This window comes from Bradyrhizobium sp. AZCC 2230, assembly GCF_036924495.1.
In the GTDB taxonomy this organism is placed as follows: Bacteria; Pseudomonadota; Alphaproteobacteria; order Rhizobiales; family Xanthobacteraceae; genus Bradyrhizobium; species Bradyrhizobium rifense.
In genome coordinates this window covers 8,825,207-8,847,336 of record NZ_JAZHRS010000001.1, presented here as the reverse complement: position 1 = coordinate 8,847,336, position 22,130 = coordinate 8,825,207, and the positions used below count along the sequence as shown (strand labels likewise).

22 protein-coding genes are annotated in these 22,130 nt (G+C 64.6%); 7 read left to right on the top strand and 15 right to left on the bottom strand.

Annotated features, from left to right (window positions below):
- Position 1: 1 nt before the first annotated feature.
- The 5 genes from V1280_RS42065 to V1280_RS42045 all read right to left on the bottom strand — a co-directional run bounded on the left by V1280_RS42065 (position 2) and on the right by V1280_RS42045 (position 5,371).
- Entirely contained in the window at positions 2-124 is a 123-nt protein-coding gene (locus V1280_RS42065; protein WP_334536735.1) for a hypothetical protein, read from the bottom strand.
- Between the two features lie 71 nt (positions 125-195).
- Entirely contained in the window at positions 196-642 is a 447-nt protein-coding gene (locus tag V1280_RS42060; RefSeq protein WP_334536733.1) for a hypothetical protein, read from the bottom strand.
- A 27-nt stretch (positions 643-669) separates the two neighbouring features.
- Positions 670-4,089, bottom strand: coding sequence for a CHAT domain-containing tetratricopeptide repeat protein (locus V1280_RS42055; RefSeq protein ID WP_334536732.1), 3,420 nt, complete (start codon positions 4,087-4,089; stop codon positions 670-672).
- A 316-nt stretch (positions 4,090-4,405) separates the two neighbouring features.
- Positions 4,406-5,167: a hypothetical protein gene (locus V1280_RS42050; RefSeq protein WP_334536730.1), complete on the bottom strand. Its 762-nt coding sequence runs from the start codon at positions 5,165-5,167 to the stop codon at positions 4,406-4,408.
- Positions 5,168-5,182: 15 nt separating this feature from the next.
- The gene (locus V1280_RS42045) at positions 5,183-5,371 is read right to left on the bottom strand and encodes a hypothetical protein (protein WP_148778718.1); all 189 of its coding nucleotides are present in this window, start codon (positions 5,369-5,371) and stop codon (positions 5,183-5,185) included.
- Positions 5,372-5,623: 252 nt separating this feature from the next.
- Here V1280_RS42045 and V1280_RS42040 point away from each other — a divergent pair, with 252 nt between their 5' ends.
- Positions 5,624-6,601: a DUF2336 domain-containing protein gene (locus V1280_RS42040; protein WP_334536729.1), complete on the top strand. Its 978-nt coding sequence runs from the start codon at positions 5,624-5,626 to the stop codon at positions 6,599-6,601.
- A 185-nt stretch (positions 6,602-6,786) separates the two neighbouring features.
- Here V1280_RS42040 and V1280_RS42035 read toward each other — a convergent pair whose 3' ends face one another.
- From V1280_RS42035 to V1280_RS42015, 5 genes are all read right to left on the bottom strand, one after another.
- Entirely contained in the window at positions 6,787-7,131 is a 345-nt protein-coding gene (locus V1280_RS42035; protein WP_334536728.1) for a DUF1491 family protein, read from the bottom strand.
- A gap of 3 nt (positions 7,132-7,134) precedes the next feature.
- Complete coding sequence (locus V1280_RS42030) at positions 7,135-7,428, bottom strand: BrnA antitoxin family protein (RefSeq protein WP_334536727.1); 294 nt, start codon at positions 7,426-7,428, stop codon at positions 7,135-7,137.
- Entirely contained in the window at positions 7,409-7,669 is a 261-nt protein-coding gene (locus V1280_RS42025) for a BrnT family toxin (protein WP_334536726.1), read from the bottom strand. Before V1280_RS42025 ends, V1280_RS42030 begins: the two co-directional genes overlap by 20 nt.
- Before the next feature lie 107 nt (positions 7,670-7,776).
- Complete coding sequence (locus V1280_RS42020; protein ID WP_334536725.1) at positions 7,777-8,490, bottom strand: peptidoglycan-binding domain-containing protein; 714 nt, start codon at positions 8,488-8,490, stop codon at positions 7,777-7,779.
- Positions 8,483-10,312 carry a PAS domain-containing sensor histidine kinase gene (locus V1280_RS42015; RefSeq protein WP_334536724.1) on the bottom strand — a complete coding sequence of 610 codons (1,830 nt, stop codon included), beginning with the start codon at positions 10,310-10,312 and terminating at the stop codon, positions 8,483-8,485. The genes V1280_RS42020 and V1280_RS42015 overlap by 8 nt, the downstream gene beginning before the upstream one ends.
- Positions 10,313-10,719: 407 nt before the next feature.
- Between V1280_RS42015 and V1280_RS42010 the strand changes: the two genes are divergently transcribed.
- The gene (locus V1280_RS42010) at positions 10,720-11,163 is read left to right on the top strand and encodes a DUF5330 domain-containing protein (protein WP_334536723.1); all 444 of its coding nucleotides are present in this window, start codon (positions 10,720-10,722) and stop codon (positions 11,161-11,163) included.
- 69 nt (positions 11,164-11,232) lie between these two features.
- A complete protein-coding gene (locus V1280_RS42005) occupies positions 11,233-11,661 on the top strand; it encodes a SufE family protein (protein ID WP_334536722.1) in 429 nt (142 codons plus the stop codon).
- Positions 11,662-11,793: 132 nt separating this feature from the next.
- On the opposite strand, the gene V1280_RS42000 is transcribed toward V1280_RS42005, so the two are convergent.
- The gene (locus V1280_RS42000; protein ID WP_148778724.1) at positions 11,794-12,207 is read right to left on the bottom strand and encodes a MucR family transcriptional regulator; all 414 of its coding nucleotides are present in this window, start codon (positions 12,205-12,207) and stop codon (positions 11,794-11,796) included.
- Positions 12,208-12,368: 161 nt separating this feature from the next.
- Complete coding sequence (locus V1280_RS41995) at positions 12,369-13,241, bottom strand: DUF308 domain-containing protein (RefSeq protein WP_334536721.1); 873 nt, start codon at positions 13,239-13,241, stop codon at positions 12,369-12,371.
- Positions 13,242-13,554: 313 nt separating this feature from the next.
- On the opposite strand from V1280_RS41995, the gene V1280_RS41990 reads away from it, so the two are divergent.
- Positions 13,555-15,204, top strand: coding sequence for a glycosyltransferase family 39 protein (locus V1280_RS41990; protein ID WP_334536719.1), 1,650 nt, complete (start codon positions 13,555-13,557; stop codon positions 15,202-15,204).
- Between the two features lie 220 nt (positions 15,205-15,424).
- Positions 15,425-16,204, top strand: a complete 780-nt coding sequence (locus V1280_RS41985; protein ID WP_200468899.1) for a class II aldolase/adducin family protein — start codon at positions 15,425-15,427, stop codon at positions 16,202-16,204.
- 219 nt (positions 16,205-16,423) lie between these two features.
- Here the strand turns inward: V1280_RS41985 and V1280_RS41980 are convergent, their stop codons facing one another.
- From V1280_RS41980 to V1280_RS41970, 3 genes are all read right to left on the bottom strand, one after another.
- Complete coding sequence (locus tag V1280_RS41980; protein WP_334536718.1) at positions 16,424-17,842, bottom strand: M20/M25/M40 family metallo-hydrolase; 1,419 nt, start codon at positions 17,840-17,842, stop codon at positions 16,424-16,426.
- 25 nt (positions 17,843-17,867) lie between these two features.
- Positions 17,868-19,196 carry a glycosyltransferase family 87 protein gene (locus V1280_RS41975; protein WP_334536717.1) on the bottom strand — a complete coding sequence of 443 codons (1,329 nt, stop codon included), beginning with the start codon at positions 19,194-19,196 and terminating at the stop codon, positions 17,868-17,870.
- A 141-nt stretch (positions 19,197-19,337) separates the two neighbouring features.
- Positions 19,338-20,960: a helicase HerA-like domain-containing protein gene (locus V1280_RS41970; RefSeq protein WP_334538563.1), complete on the bottom strand. Its 1,623-nt coding sequence runs from the start codon at positions 20,958-20,960 to the stop codon at positions 19,338-19,340.
- A 343-nt stretch (positions 20,961-21,303) separates the two neighbouring features.
- Between V1280_RS41970 and V1280_RS41965 the strand changes: the two genes are divergently transcribed.
- Together V1280_RS41965 and V1280_RS41960 are read left to right on the top strand one after the other, a co-directional pair.
- Positions 21,304-21,669, top strand: a complete 366-nt coding sequence (locus V1280_RS41965) for a DUF2267 domain-containing protein (RefSeq protein WP_334536716.1) — start codon at positions 21,304-21,306, stop codon at positions 21,667-21,669.
- A gap of 24 nt (positions 21,670-21,693) precedes the next feature.
- The gene (locus V1280_RS41960; protein ID WP_148776501.1) at positions 21,694-22,101 is read left to right on the top strand and encodes a DUF4332 domain-containing protein; all 408 of its coding nucleotides are present in this window, start codon (positions 21,694-21,696) and stop codon (positions 22,099-22,101) included.
- The last annotated feature ends 29 nt before the right edge of the window (positions 22,102-22,130 follow it).

Here is a 22,130-nt window from a genome sequence, read left to right as displayed (position 1 = left end):
GTCAGCGCGACTTCCTGCGCCGCATGATGGCGTCGATCTCGTCTCTGGCCTGCGTCAGCTGATCGCGCAGCTGGTCCCGCTTGCGCAGGAGATCGTCGCGCTCCGCAATCAGCGTCGCGGGCACGGCGATGTCTCGCGAACAGGATGTGCAAACCAGCGCGCTATCCGCATTCTCGGCCTGGCAGTAAGGACACGTCACTTCGGTGCGACCTTGAGGGTAAAAATGGCCGTGCCCGGCCGCCCGTCACTATCCTTGATGTCGACGCGCATGGTGTAATCGCCCGGCGGCAATTCCGCATCCTGCATGTTGATCCCGTCAGCCTGCACGAACGGCTTCACCCGGGGCGTCAGATCGACGTTCGGCGTGCGGAGGAAGATCACCTTGACCGATTCCGGATCGATCTTGGCGCCCCCGAATGACTCGAACTTCAATTGGAGCCGCATGGGCGAGGAGACGGAATCACCGGGCGAGACAAACTCCACCTTCGGCCCGCGCAAGATACCGCGTCGGTCGGTCGCGACCGCGCCCTTTGGCGGCGGCAGCTTCGCCTCCTCTTCCGTGATCAATTGTGTTGCCGCTCTCGCTGCTCCCGAAAACAGGAGAGCTGCCGCGATCAGCCCCGACAAGATGTTCCGCTTCATTTCAATTCCAACCCTCTTCACATGCCGTCAGCGCACGCCGCCATCGCCAATGATCGTGTACGGCGCCCAGAACAGCGGATGCGCATAGGCGAACTCGGTCTTGCCCTCGCCGTTCAGGTAACCGGGGCCGTCGACCAGGGCCATCATCGCCTGCCGCAGCGCTTCACTTCGCGACAATTTGGGATCGTCGGCCTGCCGCTTGAACAGATCGGTCACCAACTGCCGCGCGGATTGCGAATGCACCGACCAGTTCGTCACCAACAGTGCGCGCGTCCCCGCGTAGAAGAAGGCACGACCAAGTCCGGAGGCTGCCTCGGCGCCGGCGCCTGCACCTGCGCCGGTATTGCAGGCGGACAGGATGACCCAGTCGGCGTCGAGCTTGAGGCTGAGAATCTCCTCCATGGTCAAGAGGCCATCGCCGCCTTCGCCCGTCACGGCTGGCGATGACAGTGCGAGCGCCGGCTGCGTCAAACCGTTGAGCTCGCCCGGAACAAGGCCGTGCGTGGCAAATGCGAGAATCCTGAAGCCTGAGAGGTTCATCGTCTTCACGGCGCTCTCGGTCGCATTCTTGCCGAGGAACAGCACCTTCGAGGGGTCAGCCTGCAGCGCCAATGCGATCGATTTCAGCTCGTCGGCTGTATCGGGAAGGCGAGGCAGGAGGCCGAGTTCGGCGCTGTCGACGCCGTCCAGCTTCGGGCTGTTGCGACGCTTCAGCGGCATGCCGCGCGTGACGTTGCCACCCGCGTCGGCGACCTGAACCTTGGCTTGATCGCTCTCTGCCTCGGCCTGCTGATCCTTGTTGAAATAGGGATCGCCAAACGCCACGAGATCCCCGCGGCCGGGCTTGCCAGGCGGCAACTGCCGCAGCGTGCGCAGGGCCGCGGCCGACGGCACCGTCGCGACGGCATGGGTTCGCGCAAGCCATGGGACGTTGCGATAACCGACGAAGAGCGGATCCTCGTCCGCGGCCACCTCGGCGGGCGCCGTCGGCAACAGGGACAGCGGGAGCAGGCCGAGCGCGCCATTCGTGACCACGATCAAATTCTTGGCCGGCTTCCATCCGCTCTCGACCGGCTTCAGCAACAGCTCGTAGAGCTCGTAACCAAGCTTGAGATCAAACGGCGGAATGTCCGAGATCATCGCCGCCTGCGGCTCGAGCGCTTCCCGCAGCTTGCGGATCTTGGTCTCGACGTCGCCGATGCTGGCCTTGACGGCCGCGAACGCCACCGGCCCCGACTTCGGCACGGCCCAGACGAAGCTGCCGTTCTGTCCGAAATAGAACGACAGCATGGCCTCGTTGTCAGCCAGCGTCGCACGGATTTCGGCGACGGCCGGCGGCTTCGGCGAGACCAGATCGGCATAGGACGGAAACTTCTGCTTGATCTCCTGGCGTGCCTTGTCGCGTTCACCGCGCAAGGCGACGATCGAGGCCTGGATCTGCTGCGCGCCCTTCTCGTCGCGCTCCGCCGAGGGAATGGCGAGAACGTTGGTGAGCGTGCCGAGCTGGGCGTTGACCTGCTTGGTGAGGTCCTGCTCCTTGCGCACGAGCTCCGCCAGCGCGGGATCCTTCGCCGCAGCGCGCGCGCTGGAGGCGGCCAGCGCCTGCTGCACGGAGCGGCCGCGGATCGCATCGGCCAGACCGAACGTCTCCTCGCCGATGCCGCTGCCGGTGCCTTCGGCCCGCGCCAGCAGCAGGAGGTAGCTCTCGACGATGGTCTGGAGCCGCTGGCTGCGCGCGGCCACGACGGTCGTGTTCTCGTCGTCGGCGTTCTCGTTTGCGTTCGCCATCATGATCGGAATGGCAGCCTTGAACTCCCGGATCGCGTCGGCATCGCGCCGCGCGCGCATCAATCCGATCGCGAGCGTGCCGCGCGCCGACGCCGCATCGAAATGGTTCTCGCCGACCCGGCCGATCTGCTTCTTGACCAGTTGCTCTGCGACGGCGATGCCGGCGTCGAGCTGGCCGGAATTGTAGAGCGCGAGAATGCGCGCCGGATTGAGCTCGATGACCTGGCGGCGCTGCGGATCCCAATTGGCGACCGCCTTGTCGATCCGCGCAAACATGTCGTTGGCCTCGGCATTCTTGCGCTGCAGATTCAGGATGCCGGCGAGTTGCGAGAGCAGCTGCACGGTCGATTGCGAGTCGTCCGGCACGCCGACCGTCTTGTTGATCTCGAGCGCGACGCGGCCGAGCTGCTCGGCTTCGTCGTAACGGCCTTGGTCGACCAGAATTCCGGCCAATCCCATCACATAGCGCGGCATCACCGGATTGTACTTGCCGGTGTCCTTCAGTCGCGACAGCAGAGCCCGGCGCGCATCGACCTCGGCTTCGGCGAGCCTGCCCTGCCGCGCCTTCATGCGGGCCTGGCTCAGAACCATATAGTCGATCGACTGCAAGACGACGGTTTCAGCGGGAGGATTATCCGAGTCCATCACGGCCTTCATGCCGGCGCGCTTGCGCTGCTCGGCCAGCCGATAGGAAGCCTCGGCGTCGCTGAACTGCCCGCGCGATTCGAAGATTATGGCGCGGGTGCCCTCGATTTCCGCCTCCCAATTCTGCCCCATCTTCGCATAGGAGGCGCGCCATCCGGGAAGGCCGCTCGTGCGAGCCTCCTGGATGCCGGCCAGGCTGCGGCGCAGATAGCCCTCTGCTTGGGGAACGTCACCCATTTGAATGAGAATGCCGGCGATCGAGCGATTGGCGTTGAACAGATAGCCCTTCGCGCCCGGCATGGTCGCGACCTCGCGCAACTGCCTCTGCATGATCTCGAGTGCGCGCTTTGGATCGCCGTTGGCCGAATATTGGATGGCGGCAAGCTGTGTCAGACGCCCCATCATAGGCGCGCTGATGGCGCCGCGTCCCACCTCGACGGCCTTGTTGGCGTCAGTGATGGATTCGGCAAGCCGTCCGAGCTGGGCGCGCGCATTGGCGCGATCGAAATAGAACTGGGCGAGATCCTCGCGAGACTCCTTGCCCGTGGGCGTCGAATCCGCGTCCGCCTTCAGCTCCGCAATCAGCTTTTCGTTCGGCTTTTCGCTGTCGAGGATCGCGGTGATGTCGGAGATGGTGCGCGGCGGCGCGATGAAGTCCTTGGGCAGTGCGGTCCCCGACGCCAGCTTGGGCGCCTCCTCCTTCGGCACCTCGACAGCGACATTGGCGCGTCCGTTCGCGGCATTAAGGGCGGCGAGCACGCAGGCGTGGACCTGCGGTTTAGCCTTGGCGCGGCACCCCTCGATATCGGCACCGGCCTTGCGACCTCCCTGGGCCTGCATGCAAGCCTGCACGATCGGTTTGCCGACGGTCATCCGGCAGTTCTCGAGCGCAGCCTCCTTGGTCAGCGCGGCGGCGGAGCCGGTCGATCCGAGCAGGATGGCAAGGGCCAGGAATTTTCGCACAGGCGCGGAATGTCGACGGACGTCAAGCGGCATCGCGGAATTGATGCTCATCTCAAAAGACCTTCGTGCAAAATGACTTGGTATAACAGCGCGATCCTATCGCTATGGCTTGGGAGAACAAGCACCAATCGGGGCGGCTCGACCAAATGCCGAACCGCGTGGGCCGCGGCCAGCACAGGTTCCCGAAGCCCGTCCCGGTGGCACGGGGACGTGATACTCGCCAAGGTTGCAGGATTGGCCGCCGTCTCGGCGGGCCGGGATCGCGGCTCGTGCTGATGGGAGATGCGGACGCCGAGACGGCCGCACCCGGATGCGTCAGCTCCGGGCACAGCGGGTCGAGCCTCCAGCTGACTCGCTCGAAGAGCTCTCAGCCCTTCGAGACGACGGCGCGGTCGTAGACCGGCTGCGCTGCAACCGGTGGATTGGTGGTCTGGGCGGCGAGCTCGCCGATCAGGCGATCGGCATCGGCAGCCATGCCGTCGGGCGCCTGGATCACCAGCCGCTCCAGCGCGAAGCGATAGGACGAGACACGCTGCTCGAGCGACAGTTGCACCCACTGGATGATCAGCGAGTTCTCCTGCATGCGTTCGACGGCGTCGGCCTTTTCCTGCGGCGACAGCGCCGAGACGCGCGCCATGCTTGCCTCGCGCTTCTTGTCGAGATCGATGACGCGGATCGCGCTGGCGAAGAACGGCTCGAAGCGGGTGACGTCGTTGCGCACGTCCTCGATCAGCTGCGCATAGCGCGAGGAATGCGAGCGATGCGGCTCGTCGATCAGCGTGCGGCCATACATGGTGCGGTCGAACACGATCTTCTGCCGCCACGGCGACGGCAACGCCTTGTAGTCGCCGAACACGCTCTTCCAGGCCGGCCGCGACAGCGGCGGCTCGATCATGGGATAGGCGAGATCGCGAAGCTGGCGCTCCTCGTCGGTCAATTGGAATTGCGAAGCCTTCAGGCCGAGGCTGCCGGTGGCCTCGGCGCCGAGCCAGCCGTGCATATCGTCGCTGCGCATGTTGGCGCGGGTGCGGCCGAAATCGCCGCCGCTACAGCCGGCGAGCGACGCGCCCACAGCCGCGAGCAGGATGGCCGATACGATTGTGCGGAGCTGGCGGATGGAGTCCGGCATTGCAAAGGCCGGAACCTAGCGGCGACGACGACGGCGCCCCGGCGCTGTGCCCGCTTCCGGCCCACGATCGCCGTTGGTTTCGTCCGCCTCGCGCTCGATACGGATGACGGGAAGGATCAAAATCGTCCCCATGTCCGCGCGCGGTGTGACGTCCCCCGACGAGCCCACCCGGCGACCGGCCGGAAATTCGATGATGGTCCCCATGTCAGCTCTCTCAATTGCCGCGCGACAAAATGCGCCCTGCAACATGCGGGTCATTAGGATCAGTTTATGGTTAACGGGGTGTAAACATGGCCTTTGGACCGTAACCCCACGGGCCGGCCCGCGCGTCCCGCTGCGACACGAAAACGGCTGGAATGAGCGGGTTTGCTTCACACCTCGTTTTCCTTAACGAGCCTTTAAAGGAACCCCTGATAGGCTGAGGCAACAGTTTCTTCCAAGTTGCGTACGCCTCCAATGACCAAGTCGCTGTTTCCCGGATTCGACGGGCTGATGACCCTCTCCCGTCGCGAGGGCGTCGATGTTCGTCCGACGCTGCTGCGGGTGCTGACCGATCTGTATGTCCAGGCGCCCACCCACAGCGAGGACGAGCAGCGGCAATTCATCGAGCTCGCCACGCGGCTGATCGATCAGGTCGACGACGCGACACGCGCTTCCGTCAAGGCGAAGCTAGCGATCTATCCGCACACGCCGGTCCCAGTCCTCCAGAAGCTCGGGCTGGTCGCAGCGCAGGAAGGCCGCAGGGTGCCGCTGGCGCGCGAAATCCCGCGTGCCGGGTCCGCCCCCTCGCCTGCCCGCACGCCGACCGATGCCGAGCAGCGCATGGCCGCCAATATGGCGATGCAGCCGAAGGAAGCGGCAGAGATCCACGACATGTTCTTTGGCGCCGATGCGAACCAGCGCGCGCTGATCCTGCACAATCTGGCGCAGACCCCGCTGAAGGCTGCGCCGCGGATTCCGACCGTGCGCGCCAAGCGCGCGATCCAGATCCTGGAGATGGCCGCGATCGCGGGCGATGTCGAGAACTTCACCTATGAGCTCGGCGACAGCCTGATCCTGCCCTCGCGCGTCGCAGCAGAGATCGTCGACGACGCCGGCGGCGAAGCGCTCGCCATCGCCGCGCGCGCGCTCGACATGCCGAGCCCCAACTTCCAGCGCATCCTCTTGTTCTTCAAGCCGGAGATCGGCAATTCGGTCGATGCGGTCTACCGGCTGTCGCGGCTCTACGACCGCCTCAGCGACCGCTCCGCGCTGGTAATGCTCGCCGCCTGGCGCGGCTCGACGCTCGCCGTCACGCGTGCGAAATACCAGCCGTCGCTGCACGACAGCGACCGCCAGCGCGCTCGCGCGGGCGCAGGCCAGTCGCGGCCGAATGTGCAGCCGGGGTCGAGCCCAGCGGTGCGAACGAACTCAGGCGGGTCGACGGAGCGTTAGGTCACTCACGTTCAAACGCCGACGCTGAGCGTGAGGCGCGCGACGCGCCCCAAGCTCGTCATTGCGAGGAGCTCTTGCGACGAAGCAATCCAGAATCCCTCCGCGGAAAGACTCTGGATTGCTTCGCGGAGCCTGTCATCGGGCCGCGCTTCGCGCGGACCCGTTGGCTCGCAATGACGGATGGGCTAGGTCTTCGCCAGTTCCAGAAAATGCCGCCCCGCGCGGTCTTCGGTCTCGACGATCCAGGCATCGGGATCGAAGCGGAGCTCCTTGGTCAGGCGCTCCTCCACCGCGGATTCGGGTTGAGCTTGCGGCGCGGCCGGTACGAAGAAGCGATCGACCGGGCGACCGTCGTCATAAACGGTCTGCGGCGCCGGCACGTAGAGCATCGCGTTGCCGTCGAGCAGCGCGACCTTGACGAACACCGCCCCCGCCTCCTCGGCGCCGCGATGGCGCACGGCGCCGAACACGCCCTCGGTCTGGCACCGGCGCAAGTAAGCTGAGACCCAGATGTTCGATTTCAAACGCATGCGTTAGCCTGCGGCGGCGCTACGCTTGCGCTTCACCACCTTGACGAGGGCTTCGTCAATCCGGCTTTGCCAACCCGGACCCTCAGCCTTGAAATAGTCCACCACGGAAGGGCTCAGGCGCAAGGTCACCTGTCGCTTTGTGGGGGCCTTATTGGGACCGCGGCCCTTCCGCATGCCCGGGAAGACCTCGTCGAAAGTCTTGGCCCTGGCAAAGTCACCCTTGGTCCATTCCGGATTGTCGCTCACCGCACGCAGGTCGCGCGCCGTGTAACCCTTCTTAGCGGCGGCTTTTTTCATAGAGCTCCCTTTCCTTCTTGCTGGCAGGGCGCATGCTGACAATGCTGACGCCCTCGGTTCCGCGCGTTGCAAAGATAACCGAGACGACACCGCGACTATTGATGCCTATCGCACGCCAGCGGTTGCCATAAGTGGCCAAAACCAAAGCGTTGTCGAAGAAGGTCTCGTTGAGATCGGCGAAATCCATCCCGTGCTTGTCGAGATTGGCTCGGCGCTTTGGCTCGTCCCAAACGATCTTCACAAGACTATTTTGTAGCTACAAAATAGCCTGCGGTCAATTATAATCGCCCTCCGCCGTGCAAGGATCGCGAGGGCGAACAAGATGATGGGTGCGTGCAAGCTTGACGATTACTCGACCGGATGTCCGATCGCGGCGGCAAGTTCGCGCAGCAGGCGGTCCGACACCTGGCCGGTGACGGGCATCTTGCGCTGGCGCTCGAATGTCTGGATCGCCGACTGGGTCTCGCCGCTCATGGTGCCCGTGATCTTCAAATTCCCATAGCCGTATTCGGACAGCGCGCGCTGCACGCCGGCGAGGCGACGCGCCGCCGGGCTTTGCTGCACCGGGATCGGTGCCGGCGGACGTGCGACGGCGACCGCAGACGGTGCCGGTGTGGGCGTCGTGGCCTTGATGACCAGATTGGTCATGGGATCGCCCGCGCGCGGCGTCGAGGCCGTCGTCTCGGCAGGCTTTTCCGGCGCCTTCTCGACGGATTTCGGCTCGACGCGAAACTCGGTCGCCTTCGGCTCGAGCGGCGAGGTGTCGGCGCCGACGGGACGCGGACGCGGCATGGGATTGGCCAACGGCATGGACGACGGCGCGGGAAGATTGATCACGGTGCCGAACATCGGCGCAGGATGCCGGCCGGTCTGCAGGAACAGCGCATTCGCAACGATGGCGCTGACGGCCGCGGCGGCGACGAGGCCGGCCAGCGTGTCCTTGGGGCTGTGCAAGAGCACGCGCATCACGAGATTGCGCTCGGTCTCGACATCCACGACCGCGGCCTTGGCGCCACGGCGGCGCGGAGCAGGTTCGTCCTTTGCAGCAGACTTTCTAGGCACTTTTCTTCACCAGAGCAGGTTGGTCCTGAACTTCATGACGCAGCACCGGCGTCAGCGTCGCGATCTTGCTCTCCGCGGGTTTTGCCTGCGGCGGCGTGTAGACCAGCGGCAGCTTGACGGTGACGGCGGTGCCCTCGCCGAGCTTGCTTTGTACCGTCAATTCGCCGAGATGCAACGCCACCAGGCTCTTCACGATCGACAATCCGAGGCCGGTGCCCTCGTGACGACGCTGATAGGTCTTGCCGCACTGGAAGAACGGCGCGCCGATGCGCTTGAGATCGTCGGGCGCGATGCCGACCCCGGTGTCGCTGATGCGCAGCGTCAGCTGCGAAGCGGATGCCGCCGCAGACACCGTGACCTGGCCGCCGCGTTCGGTGAACTTGACGGCATTGGCAACGAGATTGAGCACGATCTGCTTGAACGCGCGCGGATCGCCGGTCATCACAGGCAGATCCTGCGGCGCGTCGGTGATCAGATCGACGGCGTTCTCGCGCGCCTTCAGCGCCAGCAGATTGCAGCAATGCATCAGCGAGGCGCGCGGCGCGAACGGCTCCGACGCAATCTCGAAATTGCCCGATTCCATCTTCGACATGTCGAGGATGCCGTTGACGACCGAGAGCAGATGCTGGCCGGACGCGTTGATCAGCTCGGCATATTCCTTGCGCTGGGGAGCGCCCAGCATCAAGGTCTGCTCCTGCGCGATCATCTCGGAGAAGCCGATGATGGCGTTGAGCGGCGTGCGCAGCTCATGGCTCATGGTGGCGAGGAAGCGCGTCTTGGCGGCGTCGGCGGCTTCCGCATCACTGCGGGCCTGATCGAGCGCCTGCTCCTGGAGCTTGCGATCCGTGACGTCGCGCATGACGCCGACGACTTCGGCCTCGCGCGCGTGATCACGGCCCAGGTCCTGATCGAGCGGCCGGCAGCGCATCTCGACCCAGATGAAATCGACCTGACCGCGCTCGGAACCGGTGGGCTCGCGCCGCAACCGGAATTCGACGCTGCGCACGTCACCGCGCGCGGCGTCCGACAGCGCAGTGAGATAGGCCGGACGGTCGGCGACATGGACGCGATCGAACAGGCCATGGCCAAGCATCTGCGCGACCGGCATGCCGAGCATCGCCTCCGCGGCCTGTGAGATGAACTGCACCGCGCCGTTGCGCTGATGCCGCGAGATCACGTCGCTCATGTTGCGCGCCAGGAGGCGATAGCGCTCCTCCTCGCGCGACAGCAGCGTCACGCTGGTGCGCGCGAGCGACTCGGCGCCGAAGGCGAGGCCCGCGGCATAGAGCGTTGCGGAGGCGACGCCGAACGCCATCATCACGCCGCGTTGCGCAGCGCTGACATGTTCGGACGGCAACCAGCCGAACTGGCTGACCAGGATCAATATCCCGGCGCAGGACAGCGCCAGCAGCGAGGCAAAGGCCGCGACGCGGCGCGAGGCCGACAGCGCGGCTTCGAGGGGAACCACGACCAGCCAGATCGCCGCGAATGATTCGATGCCGCCGGTCGTGCTCGCAATCGCCATGATCAGGCCGGCGAGCGCCAGCGACGACAGCACATGGGCGCCTTCGTAGCGGCCGGTGCGCGACAGGAACCAGGACAGCATGATCGGCGCGATCAGCCAGGCGAAAGCGGCGACCTCGATCGCGCTCGGCGCGCCACGCAGGACGAGATAGACGGGAAATGCGGCAAAGGCAGCCAGGCTTCCGAGAAGCCGCGGCGCCATGAAGGCACGATGGCGCGCACGCGTCAGCGCATCGTAACGCGCGGAGGGATGCAGCAGCGCATCGAGACAATCGCGGATGATACTCAAAACTGTCACGGGTCTCGCGCTTCGGCTCAATCGTCGTTGAAGACGTGCCGGAACGCCTCCTTGTCGTTGAGCCAACGTGTCAGAGCGACCTTAAACGAGTGCTAAGGCGATCCGGCCTGCGGCTCGACACCGCGTCATCGCGGAGATTTTTAGGCAATTTGGCGATGTCATCATCGGGGATGGTGAACACAGGGTTTCGCCTGCCCTGTCATGGTTTCGAATTGGTGGATGCGCGAGGTCCGGAACACCACGGGCGCAGCTATCAATCGAAAATTTACGAGACCTCACATCGCGAAGATTTTTGCGTAGATTTTCCGCGAATTAAGCGGAAGGCAATCACTTGCGATTTATCGAGAGTTGCTAGGTCCGACCTCGCGGAGATCGCCGCGACGGGATCTAACGTACAGGTTCGCAAGATGCGCTTTCTGCTCCGCATCACATTCTGGCTCGGGCTGGTGCTGGTGCTCCTGCCGCGGGACAAGTCACCCGAATCGGGCAAGCTGCCGAACATCGGCGCTGCCGACGCGGTGCAGGCTGCGACCGCGGCCGTCTCCGACATGAGCCAGTTCTGCAAGCGCCAGCCGGCGGCCTGCGAGGTCGGCGGACAGGCCGCGACCATCATCGGCCAGCGGGCGCAGGACGGCGCGAAGAAGATCTACCAGATCATCAACGACAAGAAAGACCAGATCACCAACGAGAAGAACGACAAACCCGACAAGCCCGACAAGAAGGCGCCCGACCACACCGGCTCGATCACGGTCGCCGGTGAAGGCGACGCCGCTGCGACCGAAGCACCGCGCGACACGCTGACCCAGGACGATCTCGCGCTGGAATGGCACGGACCGGAGACGGCGAATTAGGGCCCAAATCCTATCGATTTCGGCAGTCCCCGTCCCTATATTGGCGTGAACGGGAACCACGGGCCATCAATGACTGCGATTGACGAGATCAGGGACAATTTCGAGCTCCTCGAAGACTGGGACGACCGCTACCGCTACGTCATCGAGCTCGGCCGCACCCTGGAACCGATGCCCGAGGCGGAACATTCGGCCGAGAACAAGGTGAATGGCTGCGTCAGCCAGGTCTGGCTCCAGAAGCTGGTCGATCGCGGCAACGGCGCGCCGATCCTGCAATATCGCGGCGACAGCGACGCGCATATCGTGCGCGGGCTGGTCGCGATCGTGCTCGCGCTCTATTCCGGCCGCACGCCGCAGGAGATTCTCGCGACCGATGCGATCTCGGTGTTCGACGAGTTCGGCTTCCGCGACCATCTGACGCCGCAGCGCTCCAACGGCCTGCGCTCGATGGTCGAGCGGATCAAGACCGACGCGAAAGAGGCGCTCGCGGAAGCGTCGTGAGGACACGGGCCCGGCTGCCGTAGGGTGGGCAAAGCGTAGCGTGCCCACGACCTGAATGTGATTAACGAGAATTGGTGGGCACGGCGCAAGGGCGCCTTTGCCCACCCTACGGCAGCTCGCCGAATGGCCAGACTACTTCCGCTTCCGCTGCTGCTGTCCCAGGCCCATTTTCTTCGCCAGCTGCGAACGCGCCACCGCGTAGTTCGGCGCGACCATGGGATAGTCGGCCGGCAGGCCCCATTTCTCGCGATATTGCTCGGGCGTCATGCTGTACTGGGTGCGCAGATGGCGCTTCAGCGACTTGAAGCGCTTGCCGTCTTCCAGACACACCAGATAGTCCGGCGCGATCGACTTCTTCAGCGAGACCGCAGGCTTTGCCGGCTCGAGCGGCGCTTCGACGCGGCCCGACGACACCCGCGTCAACGCGCCGTGCACCTGGCTGATCAGGTTCGGAATCTCGGCGGCCGGCGTCGGGTTGTTGCTGACATAGGCCGAGACGATGTTGGCCGTCAGCTCGATGAAATTTTTAGCCCCGACATCCGACATGGGCTCGACCTCTCTCCAATGACTCCGTCGCATTGCATTGGCGGCGGTGAAGTATTCTCTGTCAACAATACGTTTGGCCGAAATACGACGACTGGAAAATATGAACCGATTACTGATCTCGCGACCACAATTGCGGGACTTTACTTGAACGCTGCGAAGCTTCAGCCGCGCTGGTCGAGATGGGAGCGCAGCTCGTCGATCGAGGCGAAGCGCATCATGCCCTCCGGCATCTGCGCCTCGATCGAGCCGTCTGAATAAAGCGAATAGGCCATGCCGTCGACGATGCCGGATTTGAGCACCGTCACCGGCGACTGTTCGGCCGGCGGCGGCTCGGGTGCCGGCGGAGGTGCGGCAGGCTGAGGTGCTGCAGGCTCGAAGGTCGACGCCGGCCGTGGCGGCGGGCGACGCACTGAGGGCGTCTCCGGCGGGCGCGCACGGTCGGCCTTCGGCCAGGCATCGTCAAAGCTCGCGGGCGGAGCCTCGTCGGGCTCCGCGGGCTCGATGTGCGGTTGCGGCGGCAGACCGTCCGCGGTCTTGGCCTCGGCACGCTCTCGCTCCTTGCGCGAGCTCGAGGCGAACAGCAGGTTGCGCCGGCGTGGCGTCTCCGGAGCTGCGGGCGGCGGTGGAGGCGCTTCCGGCTCAGCCGGTGCCTCGGCCCGCGGGCGCTCGCGTGCGGGCGCTTCGGCCTGCCATGGCGGTGCAGCGGCCGAAGGCTGTGGCTCGGCTCGCAGCGCCGGAGCCAGATCCGGCGCAGCCGCGCCTGGTGCATTTGGCGCAGCGAGGCCCGGCGGCAGCACCGGCCTCACGCGAACCTCCGACGGCGCGGCCGTTCCGGCCAGACGGCGGGCGATGCCTTGCAGCTCCAGCAGCACGACGTAGAGGCCGACCAGTAACATTCCGGAGCAGACGCCAATCGTTCCGCTCGTTATGAGCGTGCTGCCGAGGCTGAAATCCCTGATCGAATAGCCAAAAGCGACCGCAAGGAGGCCCGCCACCACGGCGAAAATCCCTACGATCAACAACGCCAAGCTCATCGAACCCATCCCCGTCCGCGCATCCGCGCGCGGCACCCGTTACGCCACGATACCGTCATACTGCGTTCCTCGCCAACGACCAATTACCGCCGCCGTTCCTAAAGGGAAGGATATCAGGGACTTATTCACATTCCCTTCAGCAACGGTCAGCTAGCTGTAATCTGCTCCCACGCTATCGGAAATTGCTGCGTCGCATCAGGAATTTAGCCATAATGCCCAATTACTTGGTAATGGAACTGCGCTATAGGGATTCCGGGGAACAGGCCCGCGCGCGCCAGCAGGGCCAAGAGGGGATTCCGGGTCACCAATAGCCATGACATCCATCACGACTTCGGCGATCGACACGCCTCTCGGGCGCTCGGTTGAACGGACTTGCGACGACCTCGCCATGCTGGTGCTGGCTGCCGTCGCCGTCATCGCTGGCCTGACCTTCCGCGACTACGGGCTCGGCTGGGACGACTATACCCATGCCGAATATGCCGACCTGCTGCTGCGCATGTACGGCTCCGGCTTCAGGGACATTTCTGCCCTCTCCTTCGCCAACCTCTATATGTACGGCGGCGGCTTCGACATGGTCGCAGCCCTCCTGCACAAGATTCTCCCGCTCGAGCTGTTCGAGACGCGACGCCTGGTCGGCGCGATCGTCGGTGTGATCGGGCTTGCGGTCACGTGGCGGCTCGGCCGCCGCATCGGCGGACCGCTTGCCGGCCTTGCCGCGCTCCTGCTGCTGGCGCTCTGCCCGATCTTCTACGGCCACATGTTCATGAACCCGAAGGATGCGCCCTTCGCGGTGGCGATGATCATCCTGATGCTCGGCCTGGTCCGGCTCGCCGAGGAATATCCAAAACCCTCGCCGCGCACGATCCTGATCGTCGGCCTCGGTGCCGGCTTGTCGATCGGCTGCCGCATCCTCGGCGGGCTCGCGCTGGTCTATGCGATGGTCGGCTTCACGCCGCTGTTCCTGGAAGAGCTGCGCACCGAGGGTGCGCGCGAGGCTATCAGGCGTTTCGCCCATGTCGTCTACGTGCTGCTGCCTGGGCTGGCGTTCGGCTATCTCGTGATGGGCCTGATCTGGCCGTGGTCGATCATGGAGCCCGGCAATCCCTTCGAGGCCCTGACCTATTTCTCGCACTTCTTCGAGAAGCCCTGGAAGGAGATGTTCGACGGCGCGATCGTGTCCGTGCCCGACATGCCCTGGTCCTATCTGCCGACGCTGTTCGCGCTGCAGCTGCCCGAAGTGATGCTGGTGTTTATGGCCGGCGCCGTGTTCAGCACCTTCGCGATGCTGCCGCGTCGCGAGGTTCCGGCGCGCCGCAAGACCATCCTGCTGATGCTGACGCTGGCGGCCACCCTGCCGCTCGCGATCGCGATGGTGAAGCGTCCTGCGCTCTACAACGGCATCCGCCATTTCGTCTTCGTGATCCCGCCGATGGCGGTGCTCGGCGGCGTCGCCTTCGCCTGGACCATGGAGCGCCTGCGCACCAACCACCGCGCCTGGCAGCCGGCCGTGCTCGCCCTGTTCTGCTTCGGCCTGGCGCTGCCGCTTGCCGAGATGATCCGGCTGCATCCCTATCAATACACCCACTTCAACCACATCGCCGGCACGGTGCGCGCCGCCGACGATCGCTACATGCTGGACTATTGGGGCCTCGCGCTGAAGCAGGCCTCCGACGAACTGCGTGAGCAGCTGGTCGAGCGCCAGGAAGTGCCGCCGCGCAATCGCAAATGGAAGGTCGCGGTGTGCGGTCCGCAGCGCCCGGCGCAGGTCGCGCTCGGCCCCGACTTCACCATCGGCTGGGATTCCAATGCGGCCGATTTCGCCATGACGCTCGGCGAATTCTACTGCAAGGGCCTCACCGCCCCCGTGCTGGTCGAGATCAAGCGCGATGACGTGGTGTTCGCCCGCGTCTACGACATCCGCGGCCGCGGCATTTCCAGCCTGCTGTCGATCCCCGCGCCGTGATAATTTTCTCCGGATCCGTAGCCCGGATGGAGCCAACGGGTCGGCGCGAAGCGCCGCCCGATGACAGGCTCCGCGAAATGCGGGATCTTTGTCACAGCCCCGCATTACGCTGCGCTCCATGCGGGCTACGCTTGGCTGCTTGCGATTTGACCGCCTTGCTGCCGACCTCACCCGAGACTAGGCTCCCTCCCCGCAACAACGAGGTTCGGAGAGATTTGCCATGTCACCAGCGGAAGCGCGCCTGAAGGAAGTACCGTCGAACATGACGGAGGTCGAGTGGCAGCAACGGGTCAATCTCGCCGCCTGCTATCGTCTCGTCTCGCTGTACGGCTGGGACGATCTGGTCGACACCCACATCTCCGCGCGCGTGCCCGGCCCCGACCATCACTTCCTGATCAACCCCTATGGGCTGATGTTCGACGAGATCACGGCCTCAAGCCTGGTCAAGGTCGATCTGCACGGCAACCAGCTCAGCGAGAGCGAATACAGCATCAACCCGGCCGGCTTCACCATCCATTCGGCGATCCACGAGGTGCGTGAGGACGCGATCTGCGTGCTGCATCTCCACACGCTGGACGGCACCGCGGTGTCGAGCAGCGCCGAAGGCCTGCTGCCGCTGAACCAGACCGCGCAGCTCGTCACCCACGACCTCGCCTATCACGACTATGAGGGCATCGCGCTCGATCACGACGAGCGGCCGCGGCTGCAGAAGGATCTCGGCGACCACAACCACATGCTCCTGCGCAACCACGGCACGCTGACCGTCGGCCGCTCGGTCGCTTCCGCCTTCGAGCGCATGTACCATCTCGAGCGCGCCTGCTCGATGCAGGTGCGCACCCGCGCGCTGGGCACGCCGGTCTATCCGGTCGAGGAAATCGCGATCGAGAAGAACACCGAGCTGCTCGCCAACCGCGACCGCGCCGAGCTGCGCGCGACCAACCTGGTGTGGCCGCCGCTGCTGCGCAAGCTCGACCGCGAGCTGCCGGGCTACCGCTCTTGAGATCTACGGAGTTTGGTGTAGACTAGCCGTCAACACCCTCTACACATTTCGGCATGAAACGCCGCCCAATTCCGGGCGGCGTTTTTATTTGCAAGGTCTCGTTACGGAAACGGAGCCGTAGGGTGGGCAAAGCGAAGCGTGCCCACGTCTTCTTTTTTCGTCATCACTGAGCGATGGTGGGCACGGCGCTGCGCGCCTTTGCCCACCCTACGGCACCGTCTACTTCACGTCCGCCAGCGCCGCGAGGATCCGCGCCCAGGAGCGGATGCCCTTCTGGAAGCTGCGCAGATCGTACTTCTCGTTCGGCGAGTGGATGTTATCGTCGTCCAGGCCAAAGCCGACGAGCAGCGAGTCCAGCCCAAGCGCGCGCTTGAAATCGGCGACGATCGGGATCGAGGCGCCGGAGCCCATCAGCACGGTCTCCTTGCCCCATTCCTCGGTCAGCGCCTGCCTCGCGGCGGCAAGCGGCTTCATGTTCCAGTCGAGCGCAACGGCAGGTGCTGAGGAATGGTCGCCGAACGCGACCTTGCAATCGCCCGGAATCCGGGCGGTCACGTAGTCGCGGAAGGCCTTGCGGATCTTCTGGGGGTCCTGCCCCTGGACCAGCCGGAACGAGACTTTTGCCGAGGCATGCGACGGGATCACCGTCTTGGAGCCCTCGCCGATATAGCCGCCCCAGATGCCGTTGACGTCGCAGGTCGGACGAGTGGAGGCCTGCTCGACCATCAGCCGCCCCTTTTCGCCGGCCGGGATCGACAGACCGACCGGCTTGAGAAACGAGTCCGGCGTGAAGTTGAGCTTCTTCCACTGCTCCAGAATCTCCGGCGGCGTGTCCTTCACGCCGTCATAGAAGCCGGGAATGGTGATGTGGTTGTCGTCGTCGAACAGTCCGCCGAGGATTTTGGTCAGCACGCGGATCGGGTTCATCGCCGTGCCGCCGAACACGCCGGAATGCAGATCGCGGCTGGCGGCGGTGATCTTCACCTCTTCATAGACCAGGCCGCGCAGCGCCGTCGTGATCGCCGGCGTCTCCGGGTCCCACATGCCGGTGTCGCAGACCAGCACGTAATCGGCCTTGAACTCGTCCTTGTTGGCCTCGACGAACGGCACGAAGTTCTTGGAGCCGACCTCCTCCTCGCCTTCGATCAGGAAGGTGACGTCGATCGGTAGCGAGCCCGTGACTTTCTTCCAGGCGCGGCAGGCCTCGACGAAGGTCATCACCTGGCCCTTGTCGTCCTCGGCGCCGCGCGCGACGATGATCTTGCGGCCGTCGGCATGATCGGCGACGGCGGGCTCGAACGGCGGACGGTGCCAGAGCTCGAGCGGATCGACCGGCTGCACGTCGTAATGGCCGTAGAAGATCACGTGCGGCCTTCCGCCCGCCTTGTCGTCCGCCGTGTCGCTCCCCTTGGACTTGCCGACGACGGCAGGATGGCCGGCGGTCGGCCTGACCTCGGTCGCAACGCCGATGCTCGCGATGTCCTTGGCCAGATGCTCGGCCGCCGCCTTGCAATCCCCGGCATAGGCCGGATCCGCGGAAATCGATTTGATCCGCAACAGCGAGAACAGGCGCTCGAGGCTGTTATCGAAGTCCTTGTCGATGTGGTCGAGCACGGATTGGAGCTGCGCATTGGCCATGGTCGGATGTCCCACTTTTCGAGGCTCAAGATGGTCGTGGTTTTAGCCCTGCCGCGGCCTTGGAGCTAGCCGCAACCGGCGGATGCCGGATGTGCCAGGCGAGCGTAACGGCGAGGACCGCCGTGGCGATGAGGTTGTTGCCCCAGGCCTGGATGGTGTTGGGGAACGGCGGCAGCGACAGCAGCATGAGAATGCCGACAGCGGCAAGCGCGAGCCAGGTTCCCAGCCGCACATTCGGCCGCAGGTCGAAGGCGGCCCGATGCATCAGCACCGTGAACGGCAGGAACAGCCACATGAAGTAATATTGTCGCGCCAACGGTGAGGCGACCGTCATCAGGCAGAACAGGATGCCGAGCTCCTCGGCGTCCGATCGCGCCGTTCGCTGCGCTTGCCGCGGCATGACCGCAATAAAGCCGAGCCCCAGCAACACCGATACCGCGAGCACGATCCAGTTCGCCGTCTTGTAATCGACGTCGATGATATTCATCGTGCGCACCGGCTTGCTGGGATCCTCCAGATTGTAGTTGATCGGCCGGACCAGCCGGTGCGTCACCGCGATGATGGACTGGTTGACCCACGACCAATTCTGCTCGTCGCGCTGGCCAAAGCCCTTTTCCGAACTCGAGCCGACCATGCCCTGGTACCAGGTTTTGAGCTCGGCCGCGTTACGCTCGAAGCCACGGATCGGCGCCGGCACCACGTAGAGCAGGACGCCGATGAAGGCGATCATGCTGACGGCGGCCGCCCACTGCCTCCGCCAAACCAGATAAGGCAGCACGGCGATTGGAAACACCTTGATGGCGGTGGCGAGGGCGAACATGAAGCCTGCCAACCAGGACCGCCGATGCTGGAGGCTCCAGAAACCGTAGAGCATCATCGCCAGCAGAACGAGGTTCGGCTGGCCGAGATCGAACATGTCGAACACGAAGGTCACGGTGGCGATCGCCGGCAGCGCTTCGAGCCACGGGCCCGGCTTGCGGTCCGAGCCGGTCATGGCATTGGAGAGAACGCCCGTGGAAAACCACGCCACCGCATTGAGGATCGACAGAACAACATAGAGCGGGATCTTGCCGAACCAACTCGGGATCGCCAGCAGGATTGCCGGCAGCGGCGGATAGATGAACTCGAACGGGCGATCCATATCGATGGGATAGAGCGCGCCGCCATGCAGCACCTGCTGCCCGGCCCAGTACCACAGCGAGTAGTCCTTGGTCTTGCCGCGGCCGAAGATCTCCGGACCGAGGACATCCGCGGTCAGGATCAAGCAGCAGACCAGGAAGAGCAGGTCGAGCGGCGCGCGCAGTGAGAGAGTTCGGAGCGCGCCGGGCTTATCTGATGGATTCGATAGAGTCACATGATGTCCTGTCGGAAACAAATAGCACGTAGCAGACCGACGGACGCTTGGAGAGTCCCCCTCACCCGAATTTGTGCCTTGCAAAGACCCCGATTCCCGCGCCACCGTGGCGGACCACTGGCCCGCAACCGGGCAGTCTGCCTACCTTCGCAGCAATCCGCCGAGCGCGCCGCGGACGAGCGCGCGACCGACCGAACCGCCGAGCTGGCCGCCGACCGATTTGCCGAGATCGGCCACGACGCCGCCGACCACCTTGCCGGCGACCGTGCGCGTGACGTCGCGCGCGATGCGCTGTCCCGTCGTCAGCCGGTTACGTCCGGTGTTGGTGCCGAAGATGGTGCCGACGATCGAGCCGATCTGGCCGAGGATGCCGCCACCGCCTGCACCCGCCTGGCCGTCGGCCGGCGCCGCGGTGCCGGCGATGCGCTTCTGGAGGATCTCATAGGCGGACTCGGAATCGATCGCGGTGTCGTATTTGCCCTTCACCGGGCTCGCATCCATGATCGCCTTGCGCTCCTCCGGGCTGATCGGCCCGATGCGGGCCGACGGCGGGCGGATCAGCACGCGCTCGACCATTGCCGGCGTGCCATTGCCTTCGAGAAACGACACCAGCGCCTCGCCCTTGCCGAGCTCCATGATCACCTTGGCGGTGTCGAGCTTCGGGTTGGGCCGGAAGGTCTGGGCCGCAGCCGCGACCGCCTTCTGGTCGCGCGGCGTGAAGGCGCGCAACGCATGCTGCACCCGGTTGCCCATTTGCCCGAGCACGCGATCGGGCACGTCGATCGGGTTTTGCGTGACGAAATAGACGCCGACCCCCTTGGAGCGGATCAGGCGGACCACCTGCTCGATCTTGTCCATCAGCGCCTTGGGCGCGTCGTTGAACAACAGATGCGCCTCGTCGAAGAAGAACACCAGCTTGGGCTTGGGAAGGTCGCCGACCTCGGGTAATTCCTCGAACAGCTCTGACAGCATCCACAGCAGGAATGTCGCGTAAAGCCGTGGGCTCTGCATCAGCTTGTCGGCAACGAGGATGTTGACCATGCCGCGGCCGTCGCGGTCGGTCTTCATGAAGTCCTTCAGGGTCAGGGCCGGCTCGCCGAAGAATTTGGTGGCGCCCTGGTTCTCCAGCACCAGGAGCTGGCGCTGGATGGTGCCGACGGTGGCCTTGGTGACGTTGCCGAACCCTTGCGCGGCTTTCCGGATCGGCCCGAGCGGATCGTCGTCCGCGTCCGGTCCCTTCTTGCCGCTGTCAGGCACGATCGCGTCGAGCAATGCCCGCAGATCCTTCATGTCGATCAGAGCGAGACCGTTGTCGTCGGCAACGCGGAAGGCGACGTTGAGCACGCCTTCCTGCACGTCGTTGAGATCGAGCATGCGCGCCAGCAGCAGCGGCCCCATCTCGGTGATGGTGGCCCGCACCGGATGGCCCTGCTCGCCGAACACATCCCAGAACACCGTCGAGAACCGGTCGGGCTGGAACGTCAGCCCCATCTCGGTGGCGCGCTTGACGATGAAGTCCTTTGCCTCCCCGACCTCGGAGATGCCGGAGAGGTCGCCCTTGATGTCGGCAGCGAATACCGGAACACCGGCCCGCGCAAATCCTTCCGCCATCACCTGCAGCGTGACCGTCTTGCCCGTTCCGGTCGCGCCGGTGACGAGGCCATGGCGATTGGCGAGCGCCAGCGTCAGCCAGGCCTGCTCGTCTCCCTTGCCGACGAAGATCTTGTCGTCGGTATCGCCGAGCTTGTTGTCCTGCGCCGTCATCATTCTCTCTATTGTTTGTTTCGCGTATTGAAACTCGAGCCCACCAGTTCCGTAGTTTAACGCATGTCGCAAGCCGATTGAAACCGTTCAAGGCGGCACCGACATGCGACATTGTCGGAGAAAGCGCACGCGGCATGCGCTGAAAGTCGGAGCGATGCATTCGCACCGCGGCAATTTCTCACGAATTCCTTCTTTGATCTTGCATCGCTGCAACACTTTTCGCGTCTTCGCGAATGAATCGGAACTTGCGTGCGTTCATCGCTTGTATTTCACATCGCACCGGCTCAAGATCATTTTTCGAAAATAATCTCCGGCATGTGAACCGGCTGAGGGGCAGGCCCATATGGACGAGCTGATCGGACGGCTGGCGACAAACGCCAGCATAGATAGTGCTGTCGCTGAAAAGACCGTCGGCATTATTCTGGGATTCCTCCGCAGTGAAGGTCCTTCCGACAGCGTGCAGGCCCTGATCGACCATATCCCTGGTGCAGAAGGGGCGATCGAAGCGTCCAAGAGCGGCGGCGGACTGTCGCGGCTGATGGGCGGCGGCCTGATGGCCGTCGGCACGCGCCTGATGGGCCTTGGGCTTGGCATGTCCGACATTCAGACGATTGCCCGTGAACTTTTTCGGTTCGGTCGAGACAAAATCGGAGCGGATCAGATGGGCAAGATCATCGCGGGCACGCCGGGCCTCAGCCAGTTCGCCTGAGCGACGCATTTCATATTGAGTATCATGACATATCCGATCTCCGAGATTGAGGGCCTGCCGGCCTTTGCCGCCAACAAGTTGAAGGCGCAGGGAATCCGCACCACCGACGCGCTGCTGGAAGCAGCGAGCACCGCCAAGGGCCGCAAGGCGCTCTCGGCCAAGACCGGCATCAGCGAGCAGCAGCTCTTGGAGTGGGCCAACGTCTCCGACTACATGCGCATTCCCGGCATGGGCCGGGCCAAGGTCGGCCTGGTCCGCGCCGCCGGCGTCACCACCGTGCGCGAGCTCGCTTATCGGAATCCGGCAAGATTGGCGCAGAGCATGCGCGAGGCCAACGATCGCAGGAAGCTCGTCCGCATCCTGCCGTCGGAGAAGTCGGTCGGCGATATCATCGCCAAGGCCAGGAAGCTGTCGCCGAAGATTACGTATTAGGGCGCAAACTCTCCCCGTCATCCTGAGGT